Genomic DNA, 15145 nt, shown 5'->3' on the forward strand with positions numbered 1-15145 from the left:
TCAAGCAGATCAACTCGTGCTGCTGCTAGAGAGCAGTGGCGGAAACCAGACATGACGAAGATCAACCCAACCCTGGCTATTGAAGCTAACCCCGCGGACAGAGGGGAGATAAGCTGTCTGAGTGGGCTTTTCATACAAAATATGTAGGTGGTGCTCTTTAATCAGACGGTTCTCGATGATACTGAAACTTTCCGCTCGGGCCACCGGATTAGGTTCGCGCGCGATGGTATACAGCCAGCCTTCTATATCCGCCCGGGTATACGGTTCAATATGCTGGGAGAGCGTAAGGTATAGATCAAATAAACGAAGTTGTTCATCCTCGTCACGGAATAATGAGAAAACAATCAGGTCAGATTCCAGCCGAATCGGACCTTTAAATTCCTCTGGAGACACGGAAATGACATTGCATTTATAACCTTGTTGCTCTAGTCTAGTGGCAATAAAATCAGCATCGCCAGCATATTGTGGAATCGTAGAGATTTGCAACGTGATTTCTTGATCTTTTATCGCTTCTTGCTCGATGGACGCTGAATCGTCTTTTAAACAGGAGACTATTTTTGCCCGAAGCAGGGGATCGCTTAACGGTCCCTTTTTTTGCGTATTGCAGGTGACGAATTTCCGGATGGAAGACTCCGAATGAATTCGGCTCCAGGTCGAAGAACTGGCGGATGAGGGATTCTGAATCACGTGAAAAGCAGAACCCGTATCAGAGGATGACGTTTCGGTATCCCACGGGACATAAAGGATTTCAACCCGATCTAAATGAGCCCGTCCTTGAAAATAATAAGGAAAAACCTCCAGCACACAAGTGTCCTCGGTCATGTCCACAACCTTAAAGGGGCCAGTCCCCACGGGTCTACGGCCAAAGCTCTGCTCATCTATTCCTTCTAAATCACGCGGTACAATTGCGGCTCTGCTCGTGCACAAAAATGGCAGAAATAGTTCATTAGGCTGCTTAAGCGTAATTTGAACGGTAGATGGATTTAATGCGGTGACCCGCTGGATTTCTTTGAAAATATAGCTATAGAGTGTCCGTTTAGAGGTTCGCATCAACCGTCCCAGGGAATAGACTACATCCTTGGCTGTAAGCACTTTTCCATGATGGAATAACACCTCTTTGCGCAGAAAAAAAGTCCAGAGCGTCCGGCTCTCATCGACTTCCCAGGCGTGAGCCAGACAGGGAACAATTTTGTCCCGTTCACCGCTTCTTTTCACTAACCCGTCGAAAACATGGCTGGAAACAAATGACTCTGCCAGCAAATTCATATATAACGGATCGAAGGTATGTAGCTGCTGGGTAATGGGCAGGCGGAGAGTATCAATTTGTTTGTCACTACGAATTTCAGAATGATGCCCAAAATAGGTCAGCAGCCAACCCTGTAGTGTATCCTGCAGTGAGGTGGAGCTGGCATGGGTTTTGATGCCTTCTATAGCGTGGTGGACATCTTTGCGGCTAATCGCCTGCATCATGGATTGAAGGGCAATTTCTTCGGAGGGAACAAGAAATTGCAGCAAAGAGCGGCTTCCCCGCCCACGCTTAGGCGTCCATTTGATCCATTCCTGCAACATCATTTTATTCACAATATGCATGGCATTGCGGTGTGTACAGCCGAAAATCAATGCCAACTCATCCATCGTCACTGAGATTTCTGTTGCTCCCCCAAAATGAGATTGCAGCTTTAAAAATTGGCTATGCAGCTTCATTGTCTTGGTTCCTTTCGGAAAATAGGAAATTATAAATAAATTCTTTCTCTTTTTTTTCTTATTTTATCACGTAAAATAAGGATGAGAAAGTAAGAAAATGGGGGTAATTACCATGACCGAGGAAATGGAAACGGGAACGGGACTTAGGCTTAATCGATCGCTTGCTGCTTTGCTTGCTGCGTTCTTACTGGCAATAGTTCATCAGTATTTATTTTATGGAAAGCTGGCGGGCCTATCGTATCCAATCTTTGTGTGTCTGTTCTATGCGTTCATGCTTTATTATGCCAAGGCTAAAATCCGCAAGCTCAACATATTCAGTTACTTCTGGTTTGGAGCGATTTTTCTACTTTCATTAACCTATTTATTCTTTCATAATTTTTTCTTCTTTGGGCTGAACCTGCTGGTGATCCCGGTGTTGATTTTATTACATATGACTTATTTGCTTAGTGATAAACGGCCGGCTTGGAGCCGGCTTGGATTAGTGGGGAACACGCTGGAGCATGTGCTTCCACAGAATTTCCGCCATTGGAGCACTGTGTTTACGATCATTAAAAGGACTGGCGGCAGTAAAATGAAGGACGAGCGTAAGCAGGTCATGGGGAAAGTGCTGATAGGACTTGCGATCTCTTTTCCAATATTGCTGGTTGTGGTTACTCTGCTGTCCTCAGCGGACGGAGTGTTTCATCATGTACTGCTGGAGCTGCCGAATGTGCTGGATCGGATTTCATTTGGGGAAAGTTTTGTGCGGGTGCTGTGGATTATCCTGCTGGGCATGGGCTTGTTCGGCTTAGTGTGGGGGTATGTGGATTCGAAAATCTATGACTGGAATATGCAGCCTAAGGAATATGGTCCAGTGCTGGCGCCTGTAAGCTTTAAAATGGATCCGATAATTATGACGACGATTCTTATAGCCATTAACACGGTATATGTATTGTTTGTTTTCGTACAGTTTTCTTACTTGTTTGGAGCATGGGAAGGGATTTTACCAGAGGGCAGCTCATATGCTGATTACGCACGTAGTGGATTTTTTGAGCTGATTATGGTGGCTGCGATTAATTTCGTGATTTTGCTGCTGGCTTTGGTATCGGAAGGAAAAAGAAGTGGAGGGCTGCAAAAATTTATTAATGTCCTGCTCTACATTCTGGTTGGTTGCTCGACAGTGATGCTATATTCCGCCTATACCCGTCTGACTCTATATGAAGAGGTGTACGGCTATACCACGACTCGGTTTTTAGTGCATGCATTTATGATATTTATGGGCTTATTGTTGGTGGTTGCAGCCTTACGGATAGCTGTTCAGCGTGTGCCATTGGCGAAATGTTATATTGTGCTGGGCTTGATCTCCTACGTCGTCATGAACTATATCGGGATGGATGTTATTATCGCTAATAAAAATATGGATCGTTATGCGGCAAGTGGTAAATTGGACGCCAATTATTTGGTCCGTTTATCTCCGGAGGTCATCCCTTCTCTGATAAGGTTTAGTGAACAGGAAGATGGGATGCTGGCTGATTTTTTAAAGAATGAATGGAGAGAACTCAATAAGCGTGAGCGGGCCTGGCAGTCGTTCAATTTCCCGCAATATCTGGCGCAGCGTGAGCTGGCTGAATATTTTGCACAGTAAAGGTAAGAAGAAGGTGTGAGGTCAGTGAGGAAGAAGCCATTTAAAAGAGGCTGGTCATTTATCATCATTTTTATTACGGTAGGTTTAAGTTACGGGATCTATCATATCTATTTATACAATGCGCCCAAACAAAATCATTACTCGCGTGTTTCCAGCACCAATCTTGAACAGGAAAGTCTGGGCGGCATTCAGCTGCTTCAAAGCCTTGATTCAATTGCTAGGGAACCTAAGCCAAATAATGATATAGAGCGGTATCAGTATTATGATCTGGGTAACGAGACAACAATAGCCACAGCGCGTGGTGATGATAAAATAATTCTAATCAGCGTCTATTCCGATCATACGATGAGTACGGCAAGAGATATTCATGTTGGAGCTTCAGCAGACGAAGTGATCAAGGCTTATGGCACTTCTTATTATAAAAGAGGGGAGCAAGGGGCTGAGATTATCGGATACGTGGATAAAATCAACCATCGGAGTATTGAATTTTGGCTGCAGGATCAGAAGGTAGAGATGATTCGTTATTGTGTGGATTCTGTTGTAATGTAAAGTGTCATAGGAAAACCTCATTAAAAAGGACATATGTCCTTTTTTTGTGGGGTATTCTAAATTACACTGGAGCAAACAATAGAGGGGGCACAACATGCAGACGATAAATGACCGTGAGGCTGTCCGTGCCTTGGCAGTGAAGAACGGTCTGGACGGAATATTTAGCCCGCTGGTAACGCATAAAATGGAGTTGAGACGTTACGCGGATGAAGAAAAGCTGTGTTTGGTTGGCGATCAATTGGATGGAATGTTCATATTGGTTGAGGGCAAGCTCAAAATTCAGACCTTGCTGCCAAATGGCAAATCTATGCTGGTGCGGTTTACAAATCCGATATCTGTGATTGGGGATGTAGAGCTGCTTCACCGGTTCCCTGTTAAGAATCAAGTGGAGTCTGTGGGTGAGAGCTTGATTCTTTTTGCAGGGAGAAGACTACTCCTGAGAGAGCTTGAGGAAAATACAGCGTTGTTACGTTTTCTCGTCGGAGAACTTAGTCACAAATTGCATACGCTCGGTCAAGCCTCCGCACTTAACCTGTTGTATCCTGTGGAGAATCGATTTGCCAGTTATTTAATGTCTTTGTTCGCAGATAAAAACGGTGACCGGCGAGTGGAGGAGATTCGGACCTCAAGTCTTATTGAAACAGCAGAATTGCTTGGCACAAGCTATCGGCATCTTAATCGAATCGTGCGTCGTTTTATTGATGAAGGAATCATTACACGAAATCGTGGACGCTTAAGTGTACTGGATGAATCGAAGCTGGCAGAGCTGGCTAACGGAAATTTATACGAATAAAAAGATCTCAAAAGACCATTAGTTCCTGCCCTCGGCCGGAAATAGGGGTCTTTTTGTTTTTTTAAGCAAACATTCAGTTCAAATTCAGAGAGGCTTAAGGGAGAGCTAGTAGGATAAAAGTACCAAATAGACCTACATACATATAGAGATGAGGAAAAACGATGGTGAAAAGTATCCGTGGGAAAATAGTCTTAGGATTTACTGCTGTGATTATAGTCTTTCTAGTGGCGATAGCCGGAAACACATTGTTTCAGGGGAAGGTTACCCAATTGACAGATCAGGTTAATCGTAACTGGGACAAGCTGTCACTTGTTCAAGGCTTAACGGATAAGATTCGTACCGCAGATGAGCTGGGTGCTCGTTATGTGATGAGCAACACAGATGATGAGCGGAATTCCTATCTGGCGCAGTATGAAGAAATGCTCCCATTGATTGAAAATGCTATTACAGAGCTGGAGAGTGCCCGATTAAGTGAAGCTGAGTTAAAGGGTGTAACTGAGCTGAAGAGCAAATGGAATGATTATTTGATCGTTCTGAAGGAAGCTTTTGCTTTAGCTAAGGAAGGCAACTTCCCGGAAGCGCAAAAGAAATTCACGGACCTATCATTAGACGCTATGATAGAATCTCAGATTGTGTTTCAGAACATGCTCATGGAGGAAATAGAGAATGGACAAAGCCTGGCAAATTCGCATCGTAATAACGCTTTGATTACTAGCTTTGGTGTGACCGGATTGTCGGTAGTGCTCGCGGTGATCCTTGCGCTGCTAATTTCTGGACGAATTATTAAACCGCTTCGTGATGTGAACACGCAGTTGAAGGAAATTGCAGATGGGGATGCCGATCTTACGCGCAAGTTAAGTGTTCGTTCTAAAGATGAGATTGGTGAACTGGCGTTTAACTTTAATAAAATGACAGATAATCTGGGCACGATGATTGAACAGGTGAAGTTATCGGCAAATAGTCTCGCGAATTCCTCTACAAAGCTTAGGTCAGATAGTGGAGTGACGGCAGGCGCCACAGAACGAATATCGGATTTTATGGGTGAAATCGCTTCCGGAACAGCCAAACAGATGAATGATTTGCAGACCAATACGATTACAATCTCAGAAATATCACTAGGAATCGGCCAAATTGCTGCCAGTGTCCAGGACATCTCGGAAGCCTCCCATCGCTCTGCGGCATTTGCCATTACAGGAGATGAATCCCTTCAGGCCGCTGGGCAGCAAATGGAATCGATTAATCACTCCATACAATCTTTATCACAGCAAGTCCAAGGTTTTGTGAATCGATCTCAGGAGATTGGCAGTATTGTAGGAGTCATAAAAGGAATCGCTTCGCAGACGAATATGCTGGCCCTAAATGCGACGATTGAGGCAGCTCGTGCTGGTGAGCAAGGTAGAGGTTTTGCTGTGGTTGCCGATCAGGTCCGTAAGCTGGCAGAGCAGTCCGCGGAATCCGCCAATCAAATTGCAGAAATGGCGACTGGGATCCAAAGTGAAGCAGATGATGCCATGAAGGTGATGATGAGCAGCATGCGTGAAGTAAAGGGAGGTACGGAGATTATCGAGGAAGCGGGACGTTCCTTCGGTGAGATTCGATTATCTATAGATTCACTCGCCGAACAGGTTCAGGAAGTATCTGGAGCCGTGGAGGAGATTACGGCGGCTGCGGATGAGATTGTAGAGTCAATTCGTAACGTTACGCAAATCTCGGAAACAACCGCTGCGAGTACTCAGCATGTGTCAGCAGCCTCACAAGAGCAAATGGCTTCGGTCGAACAAATTGCATTCTCTGCAAGTGAATTAAGTACAATGGCGCATGGACTGCAAGGGTTGGTAGCTAGATTTAATGTATAACATGAAGCTTCGGAGAGTTAAGGGGCAATATAGTCCCCTTGTCCTCTCCGGGGCTTTTTTTTGTTGAACGTAATATCCCACATACAAAGCATAGAAATTGCCATCGACGGCCATCTACGTATAACTTATATTATTAGCGTTATTAGTTAGCTTGTATCCGTAATCCATCATTTCAAATGTAGGAGGCGAATGTCTATAAAACTACTGTTTTGAAAGCGCATCCTTTCTGCTGTATAGCTCCACAAAATTTTGGAAGGTGGTTATTCAATGATAGCAGCTTCTAAAAGATTTACCGGGAAGACGGCAGTACTTTATTGTTTGATTGTTATATTATTTGTAGGTCAGTTAGGATTATATCCCTCGGTGAGTTTAGCTGCGGGGAATTTAGCCCAAGGGAAGACTATTACTTCAAGCTCGTTCGGTGATGTATACGTAGCAGCCAATGCTAATGACGGCAGCCAAGGAACGTATTGGGAGAGCGCAAGCGGTGTTTTTCCACAATGGATTAAAGTGGATTTAGGGGCAGCAAGCAGCGTGAATCAGGTTGTGTTAAAGCTGCCTACGAATTGGGAAACAAGAACTCAAACGTTAGCGGTGCAAGGGAGTACAGATGATGCAGCTTACAATAACTTAGTAGATTCCGCCAATTATACATTTAATCCAACGAGTGATTCCAATACAGTGACCATCAGCTTTACAGCTGCGAATGTCAGATATGTTAAACTGAATTTCACATCCAATACGGTCTGGCCAGCAGCACAGTTAGCGGAATTTGAGGTTCATGGTAATACAACTACAACTCCATCCTCAGGATATGAAGCGGAGAATGCCGCATTATCCGGTGGTGCCAAGGTTAACACGGATCATACAGGTTATACAGGTACAGGATTTGTTGATGGTTACCTAAATCAAGGTGCTGCAACTGCATTTAGTGTTAATGTAGCTTCTGCTGGTAACTATGATGCTACATTAAGATTTTCAAATGCATCAGGCAGTACAAAAACCATTAGTGTTTATGTGAATGGAACTAAAATTAAGCAAACCTCACTTGCGAATCTGGCCAATTGGAATACGTGGTCAACAAAGATTGAGACGCTGGCTCTGAATGCTGGCGCTAACACGATTACTTATAAGTACGATACAGGAGACACTGGAAATGTGAATCTAGATAATTTGAACGTCACTCCAGCTTCTGCGACAACACCAACGCCGACGGCAACTCCAACACCAACGGCAACTCCAACACCAACGGCAACACCTACCTCAACTCCAACGGTAACACCAACACCGACACCGACGGTAACTCCTACGCCAACACCGACAGTAACACCTACACCAACTCCAACGGTAACACCGACCCAGACACCAACAGTTACACCAACGCCTGGGGCGGGTTCCAATCTGGCTTTGAACAAAAGCATCAACGCTTCCTCTTCCGTCTTTACCTTTGTTCCTGCAAATGCGAATGACGGTGATGTAACTACTTACTGGGAAGGAGCAGGAGGAAGTTATCCCAATACATTATCTGTAAACCTGGGTAGTAATGCCGATATTACATCCATTGTCCTCAAACTGAATCCATCATCAGCCTGGTCCACACGTACTCAGACTATTCAAGTGCTTGGGCATAATCAGAATACAACAGCCTTTACTAGTCTTGTGCCAGCAACCGTGTATACTTTTAATCCGGCAACCGGCAATACGGTCACTATTCCGGTAACGGCCACGGCTAGTGAAGTACAGTTGAAGATTACCACCAATACTGGTTCAACCGCTGGACAAATCGCTGAATTCCAAGTGATGGGTGCACCAGCTGCTAATCCGGATTTGGCGATAACCGGTCTTACATGGTCACCTTCAGCTCCAGTAGAGACCAATGCCATTACTTTAAATGCAACGGTAAAAAATATTGGAACATTAGCTTCCACAGCGACTAATGTAAATTTCTACTTGGGCAGCACACTTGTAGGTACTAGCCCAGTGGGGGCATTAGCGGCTGGCGCATCTACGAACGTCACTTTAAATATGGGCGTAAAGGATGCAGCTACCTATACTTTAACTGCAAAGGTTGACGAGAATAATACGGTTATTGAATTGAACGAAGGCAATAACAGCTTCACTAGTCCAAATTCTCTTATTATTGCTCCCGTATCCAGTTCTGATCTAGTAGCTTCCCCAGTTAGCTGGACACCAAGCAATCCAGCAGGCGGCAATGTGGTCAGCTTCTCGGTGGCAATCAAGAATCAAGGGACGGCAGCATCCGCAGGGGGTGCGCATAACATAACCCTGAAGGTTCTGGATGCTACTACGAATGCTGTACTCCAAACCTTAACTGGAACCTATAACGGCGTGATTGGCAGTGGAGTAACAGCGCCTCCTGTTAGCCTTGGCACTTGGACAGCAGCTAATGGCAAATATACTGTGAAGACCGAAATTGCCGTAGACACTAATGAGCTGCCAGTTAAACAAGCCAACAATATTCAAACACAGTCTCTTTTTGTAGGTCGTGGAGCCAATATGCCTTACGACATGTATGAGGCTGAGGAGGGCGTGATTGGTGGCGGGGCTGTGAAGCTTACTGCTAATCGGACCATTGGAGATCTTGCGGGTGAGGCTTCAGGCAGAAGAGCAGTTACACTGAATACTACAGGCAGTTATGTAGAATTCACTACTAAGGCTGACACTAATACACTGGTCACCCGCTTCTCGATTCCAGATTCGGCGAGTGGAGACGGTACGAATGCTACACTGAACATCTATGTGAACGGAGTTTATACCAAGGCGATTAATCTGACCTCTAAATATGCATGGCTGTACGGTTCAGAGATAAGTCCCGGCAATTCACCAAGCGCGGGCTCTCCGCGGCATATTTATGATGAAGCCAACATTATGTTCGACAGCACGATTCCGAAAGGTAGTACGATTCGACTGCAAAAGGATGTGGCAAATACCTCGCAGTATGCCATTGATTTCATCAGTCTGGAGCAGGTTTCACCAATTGCCAATCCAGATCCGGCCAAATATACGGTCCCAGCCGGCTTTACACATCAGGATGTGCAAAATGCGCTAGATAAAGTACGCATGGATACGACCGGAAATCTCGTAGGTGTGTATTTGCCAGCAGGTAACTATCAGACCTCCAGTAAATTTCAGGTCTATGGAAAAGCAGTGAAGATCATTGGTGCAGGCCCATGGTATACGAGATTCTACGCTCCAACGAATCAGGAGAATACGGATATCGGTTTCCGGGCAAGCGATACTGCTAATGGCTCTACTTTTGCGAATTTTGCTTACTTTGGGAACTACACATCACGTATTGATGGTCCGGGTAAAGTATTTGATTTCTCCAATGTGGCAAATATTACGATCGATAACATCTGGACCGAACATCAGGTGTGTATGTACTGGGGAGCTAATACGGATTACATGGTGATCAAAAACTCCCGTATCCGCAACACCTTCGCTGACGGCATCAATATGACGAATGGCAGCACGAATAATCTCGTATCCAATATTGAGGCACGGGCTACAGGGGATGATAGCTTTGCATTGTTTTCGGCTATTGATTCCGGTGGTGCAGATATGAAGGATAATATTTATGAGAATCTCACTTCAATCTTAACCTGGCGGGCAGCAGGTGTAGCCGTCTATGGCGGATATGCCAATACCTTCCGCAACATTTATATTGCCGACACGCTTTGCTATTCTGGAATTACGATCAGCTCACTTGACTTCGGGTATCCAATGAACGGCTTTGGCGCTTCACCGACAACGAATTTTGAGAATATTTCCATTGTTCGTGCAGGTGGACATTTCTGGGGGGCACAGACCTTCCCGGCAATCTGGGTATTCTCAGCCTCTAAGGTATTCCAAGGCATTCGTGTCAGTGATGTGGATATCATTGATCCAACCTATCATGGTATCATGTTCCAGACCAACTATGTCGGCTCCGCGCCGCAGTTCCCAGTGACAGATACCATCTTCACGAATGTCACAATTTCCGGTGCGCAAAAGAGTGGAGATGCTTTTGACAGCAAATCCGGAGTGGGCATCTGGGTAAATGAAGCGGCTGAGGCTGGGCAAGGTCCTGCCAGAGGGTCAGCCACCTTTAACAATCTGAAAATTACCAACACGGTAACGAATATTAAAAATAATACGTCTACTTTTACGATTAACGTTAATCCGTAAAAATAAAGCTGCCAATACTGAACAGCCGTCTCCCGCTTTCGTGGGGGGCGGTTGTTTTCAGGTTGCAGAAACCAAGGGTTCTGAATCGACAGGAGGTGCTGCTCACGTTACAATAATGGAAGGTACAGAAATGAAGGAGGCTCTAAAATGACATCCTTAGTGGTTAACAATATAACAGAGCTGATTGGGAATACACCGGTTGTAAGATTAAATCGGCTGACTAGCCCCCAAGATGCAGAACTATATGTGAAGCTGGAGCTTTTTAATCCAAGTGGCAGTGTAAAAGACCGGGCAGCTTATAATCTAATCCTGCAAGCCGAGCTAGCAGGTTTGTTGAAGCCGGGCGGGACGATCATTGAGCCGACTAGTGGAAATACAGGGATAGGATTAGCGATGAATGCCGCGGCAAAAGGGTATAAAGCGATTCTTGTCATGCCTGATAATATGACCAAGGAACGAATCAATATTCTAAAGGCTTATGGTGCGGATGTTGTGCTGACGCCGGCAGCAGAACGGATGCCGGGAGCTATAGCAAAAGCGATTGAGCTGGGAAAAGAAGTGGAGAACAGTTTTATTCCACAGCAATTCGAGAACAAAGCCAACCCTGATATTCACCGGACAACGACCGCTCTGGAAATCTTGGAGCAAATGGAAGGTAAGCTGGATGTGTTTGTTGCTTCATCAGGAACTGGGGGCACGATAACTGGAACCGGTGAGGTTTTGCGTGAGCATCTACCTGATATCCGGATTCTTGTGGTTGAGCCGCAAGGCTCGCCCGTATTATCTGGAGGAAAGCCAGGACCACATAAGCTGGTAGGAACGAGTCCGGGCTTTGTGCCCGCAATTTTGAATACACAGGTCTACGATGACATCGTTCAGGTCGCGGATGAAGCTGCCTTGGAGACGGTAAGAAGGCTGGCTGCAAAAGAAGGAATTCTGCTGGGTCCATCCGGTGGTGCCACTGTATGGGCGGCGTTGCAGGAAGCGCGTCGTCTTGGGGCTGGCAAACGCGTGCTTTGCATTGCACCTGACACAGGGGAACGGTATCTTAGTATGGGAATATTTTAGTTTCGTCTGGAGGAATGGGAATGAATAAGCTCAGTGTGAGTTTTCTTATTGTTCTACTGCTGGCGGGCTGCTCAGGCTCTAACAAGCCAACCCCTTCTCCAAGTGCAGAGCCAACACCAACGGCAAGCATGCAGCAGCCAGCAACTTATCTGGAAGCTGGAAAGCTGAAGGAGAATTTTGGTTTTGCAGATGAGTCTGGCAAGAGCATCTTAGTCACCGGGCAGGAAAAAGGGCTGGATGCGCAAATGCAACAATTGAATGAGGCGATCGGCGATCATGGGCAAGTGCTAAAAGTGAAGTTGAATAAATGGCAGGAGGGTACGGAGAACAGTAATGGCCGGGAGATGGCTCACAATTTTGTGAATCTGCCAGGGTATCTTTATACGGTTGAAGAGGGGAATGCGACTCCTGATGAGACCTATTACCTGACGGATCAGGCAGAGTTTAATACGAATGCGCTAATCTCTGTTAAGCCTACGGAGGTTAAGCAAGCCTCGCTAAATGTTGCAGAAAATGTGCGGCAGAATATTGTTTCTGCAAAAAATCGTGAAGTAGAGCATATTTGGAAACTTGCTGACCTGTCTGGTGAACGGCAGCTGTATCTCGTTCAATTCATTAGGCAGGATCAGGATATGTTATTCAGTCTCGTGCTGGAAGACAAGGTCGGGCTTACCTTTATGGATTATCCGGCTGTCATTCAAGGCGATGAATTTTCCGTCTGGAGAGTGGATGATGGTGGGGAAGTCATACCAGAGATGTTCTCTATTCTTTTTGCGGCGGAAACCGCTGAAGGCCCATTACTCGGTATGGAGTGGTGGGGAGCGGAAGGCGTAAATACATTTTTCCTGAAAAAAGAGGGAGATGTTTTTAAAGAAATGGACATTCAATACGGACGCTACACATCACCACTATAACTGGGATGCAGATACATCGAAGGATGTATCTTTTTTTTGCTACAATATAAGAAAGTATAAATTTTCACTATATATTGCTTATAATATTATGAAGGATAGCATTAATTTTTTAAAATACTTAAATTTGTAACAATAAGAACTTTAAATAGCCCGATCGAGTCATGTAGCAGAATTGTGACGGTGATATTGTTAATCATAAGATGTACGGGAGGGGACAGCAACGTATAACCGAATCAAGTACATGATCCTGTTACTGCCAACGCTAATGGTAGGGATCTGGGAGGTCGTGCGCCATCAGTTTCTAATGCCTTATATTTCGATGGATCTGGGGAATTATTTGACACCTGTTCTCGTATTTTTGTTCACTCTTGTATTGCTCGTCCCTATGTTTTCGCTTATGGAGCGGAATCAGCGGGAGCTGGAGCAGGAACGTGCGCTCAAAGAGGCAATGAAAGCCCGGGAAGGGCTAGCTAAGGAACTGCATGATGGGATGGCGCAATCTTTATTTCTTTTATCTGTCAAAATAGATCGTTTGGAAGCAAGCCGCAGGAATGGGGAAGTCAGCGAAGAAAATGTGGATCAGATCAAAAAGACCGTCCACGAGGTGAACCGTTATGTTCGGCAGGCGATCGCTAATCTGAAGGTACCAGTGTCTGAGCAGCACTCTTTTTCATTGGAACAGTCGGTTAAAGATCAGCTTGCTCAAATGGCTAACGAGATTATGATTGAAGTTTCCTTGGATTGGAGTCTACAGGATGAAGCCCTCTCTCCTTCGGAAAAAGCAGAGCTACTATCTTGTATCCGAGAGGCTATTATTAATGTGCGTAAGCATACAAGAGCGGCGAAGGTTTCTATCACGGGTGCAGGCACTGAGAAAAACTGGAGCGTGGCGATTGTCGACAATGGCGAAGGATTTCAGCATGACCCTTTTGAGGTAAACGGAAGTTACGGCCTTCAGATCATGAAGGAACGTGTCGAAGGAATGGGTTGGAAGCTTCAGGTGAGCTCCGGCAATACGGGGACAAATGTGGAAATTACGAAAGGAGGGGGAAGTTTATGAGCCGGTACCGGGTTTTGGTTGTGGATGATCATGCGCATGCGCGTGAGGCGATGTGTGAGATTTTGTCCATGGATGATAGTTTTGAGGTCATTGGTGTAGTGGAGAGTGGTCCTGAGGCGATCGCGTTCACGGCCCAGTGGATGCCTGATCTCATTCTTATCGACATTCAGATGCCGGAGATGGACGGGCTGGAGACTACTCGCCGGATCAAGCAGGAATATCCCTATGTCAAAATCGTTATCGTTACGGTATCGGACGAAATTTCCCACCTCCTCGAAGCGCTGAAGCAAGGTGCACAAGGGTACTTATTGAAGAATCTGGCACCTTCCACCTGGATTGAATATTTGCAAGCCATTGTGAATGAAGAAGCACCGCTAAGCCGGGAGCTGGCTTTTCAAATCCTGAAAGAATTTACCGTTCCTTCAGTAACGGACGAAGGAGAGTCATTGACGGCAAGGGAGAAGGAGATTTTAAGCTGTGTGTCTTCCGGATCGACGAATAAAGAGATTGCCATAAGCCTGTCGATTTCGGAGCATACCGTAAAAAACCATCTGAAAAACATCCTTCAAAAGCTTCAACTCCAAAATCGTACGCAGCTGACGCGTTATGCTCTGGAGCAGGGGCTTGCTTCACGTAAACGTGATTTTCCGCGGTAATTATGAGGATAGAGATGAAAGTGAAAAATGATAAAATTACTTAAGGAAAGAGGCACTCTAACTATGAACAGATTATCTCGCAAAATAATGACACTATTCGCACCAGCCGCTGCAACACTTCTGTTGTTCGCAGCCGTGGCAAGCGCACACGTAACCGTGGCACCAGCACAATCCAGTACCGGAGCATGGGAGACTTACACACTTAAAGTCCCTTCAGAAAAAGATGTAGCGACTGTACAAGTTGATCTACGTATCCCGGCAGGTGCCGAGTTCAAGCAATATGAGGCTACACCGGGCTGGGATGTTACCATTGAGGGGAACAAAGTTAGCTGGATAGCTAATGGAGAAGGAATTAAAGCAGGACAATTCCAACGTTTCTATTTCACAGCGAAGAACCCTGATACTGCAGGTGACATTGCTTGGGATGCTTATCAGCATTATGCCGATGGCAGCTTGGTGCAGTGGTCTGGTGAGGCAGGAACAGAAAGTCCGCATTCTATTACTTCGATTGTGCAAGCCTCCGGTGGGAATGAACATTCTCACGGTTCCAGTGACAATGGCATGAGTATGGAAGAACATAATGCCATCATGGAAAGCGAGAACAACTCAACCAGTGTCAACCCAATGGTCTATATCGCATTAGGGATCTCTTTACTAGCCTTTTTAATAGCAACCATAAGTATATTGCGCGGGCGGAAAGAGTAAGCGGGAACTAGTTGTGATACAAGAATAT

General features: G+C 45.5%; 11 protein-coding genes. 10 read left to right on the forward strand and 1 reads right to left on the reverse strand.

The features are described from left to right. Positions 1-9 precede the first annotated feature (9 nt). On the reverse strand, positions 10-1704 hold the full coding sequence (locus tag MKX34_RS12015; protein ID WP_036683466.1) for an ABC transporter substrate-binding protein: 1695 nt from the start codon (positions 1702-1704) through the stop codon (positions 10-12). Positions 1705-1816: 112 nt separating this feature from the next. Here MKX34_RS12015 and MKX34_RS12020 point away from each other — a divergent pair, with 112 nt between their 5' ends. The 10 genes from MKX34_RS12020 to MKX34_RS12065 all read left to right on the forward strand — a co-directional run bounded on the left by MKX34_RS12020 (position 1817) and on the right by MKX34_RS12065 (position 15117). Further along, a complete protein-coding gene (locus MKX34_RS12020; protein ID WP_076297105.1) occupies positions 1817-3328 on the forward strand; it encodes a DUF4173 domain-containing protein in 1512 nt (503 codons plus the stop codon). A gap of 24 nt (positions 3329-3352) precedes the next feature. Further along, positions 3353-3877: a hypothetical protein gene (locus MKX34_RS12025; RefSeq protein WP_076106116.1), complete on the forward strand. Its 525-nt coding sequence runs from the start codon at positions 3353-3355 to the stop codon at positions 3875-3877. Between the two features lie 94 nt (positions 3878-3971). Further along, the gene (locus MKX34_RS12030) at positions 3972-4670 is read left to right on the forward strand and encodes a cyclic nucleotide-binding domain-containing protein (protein WP_036683474.1); all 699 of its coding nucleotides are present in this window, start codon (positions 3972-3974) and stop codon (positions 4668-4670) included. Between the two features lie 161 nt (positions 4671-4831). Then, positions 4832-6526, forward strand: a complete 1695-nt coding sequence (locus tag MKX34_RS12035) for a methyl-accepting chemotaxis protein (RefSeq protein WP_076106118.1) — start codon at positions 4832-4834, stop codon at positions 6524-6526. 267 nt (positions 6527-6793) lie between these two features. Next, positions 6794-10714 carry a discoidin domain-containing protein gene (locus tag MKX34_RS12040; RefSeq protein WP_081383995.1) on the forward strand — a complete coding sequence of 1307 codons (3921 nt, stop codon included), beginning with the start codon at positions 6794-6796 and terminating at the stop codon, positions 10712-10714. 147 nt (positions 10715-10861) lie between these two features. Continuing rightward, a complete protein-coding gene (cysK, locus tag MKX34_RS12045; RefSeq protein ID WP_038570052.1) occupies positions 10862-11782 on the forward strand; it encodes a cysteine synthase A in 921 nt (306 codons plus the stop codon). Between the two features lie 20 nt (positions 11783-11802). Further along, positions 11803-12696, forward strand: coding sequence for a hypothetical protein (locus MKX34_RS12050; protein WP_076297104.1), 894 nt, complete (start codon positions 11803-11805; stop codon positions 12694-12696). Positions 12697-12937: 241 nt separating this feature from the next. Next, positions 12938-13756, forward strand: a complete 819-nt coding sequence (locus tag MKX34_RS12055; RefSeq protein ID WP_076106124.1) for a histidine kinase — start codon at positions 12938-12940, stop codon at positions 13754-13756. Next, positions 13753-14412, forward strand: coding sequence for a response regulator transcription factor (locus tag MKX34_RS12060; protein ID WP_038570057.1), 660 nt, complete (start codon positions 13753-13755; stop codon positions 14410-14412). The genes MKX34_RS12055 and MKX34_RS12060 overlap by 4 nt, the downstream gene beginning before the upstream one ends. A 63-nt stretch (positions 14413-14475) precedes the next feature. Continuing rightward, complete coding sequence (locus MKX34_RS12065) at positions 14476-15117, forward strand: DUF1775 domain-containing protein (protein WP_051491292.1); 642 nt, start codon at positions 14476-14478, stop codon at positions 15115-15117. The last annotated feature ends 28 nt before the right edge of the window (positions 15118-15145 follow it).

The sequence above is a fragment of the Paenibacillus sp. FSL R5-0636 genome (genome assembly GCF_037974255.1).
GTDB lineage: Bacteria > Bacillota > Bacilli > Paenibacillales > Paenibacillaceae > Paenibacillus_AQ > Paenibacillus_AQ odorifer.

Excerpts from the sequence above, each read along its gene's own strand:
- cysK (WP_038570052.1), top strand. The coding sequence starts at position 10,862 with ATGACATCCTTAGTGGTTAACAATATAACAGAGCTGATTGGGAATACA.
- MKX34_RS12060 (WP_038570057.1), top strand. The coding sequence starts at position 13,753 with ATGAGCCGGTACCGGGTTTTGGTTGTGGATGATCATGCGCATGCGCGT.
- MKX34_RS12055 (WP_076106124.1), top strand. The coding sequence starts at position 12,938 with ATGATCCTGTTACTGCCAACGCTAATGGTAGGGATCTGGGAGGTCGTG.
- MKX34_RS12030 (WP_036683474.1), top strand. The coding sequence starts at position 3,972 with ATGCAGACGATAAATGACCGTGAGGCTGTCCGTGCCTTGGCAGTGAAG.
- MKX34_RS12015 (WP_036683466.1), bottom strand. The coding sequence starts at position 1,704 with ATGAAGCTGCATAGCCAATTTTTAAAGCTGCAATCTCATTTTGGGGGA.
- MKX34_RS12065 (WP_051491292.1), top strand. The coding sequence starts at position 14,476 with ATGAACAGATTATCTCGCAAAATAATGACACTATTCGCACCAGCCGCT.
- MKX34_RS12020 (WP_076297105.1), top strand. The coding sequence starts at position 1,817 with ATGACCGAGGAAATGGAAACGGGAACGGGACTTAGGCTTAATCGATCG.
- MKX34_RS12050 (WP_076297104.1), top strand. The coding sequence starts at position 11,803 with ATGAATAAGCTCAGTGTGAGTTTTCTTATTGTTCTACTGCTGGCGGGC.
- MKX34_RS12040 (WP_081383995.1), top strand. The coding sequence starts at position 6,794 with ATGATAGCAGCTTCTAAAAGATTTACCGGGAAGACGGCAGTACTTTAT.
- MKX34_RS12035 (WP_076106118.1), top strand. The coding sequence starts at position 4,832 with ATGGTGAAAAGTATCCGTGGGAAAATAGTCTTAGGATTTACTGCTGTG.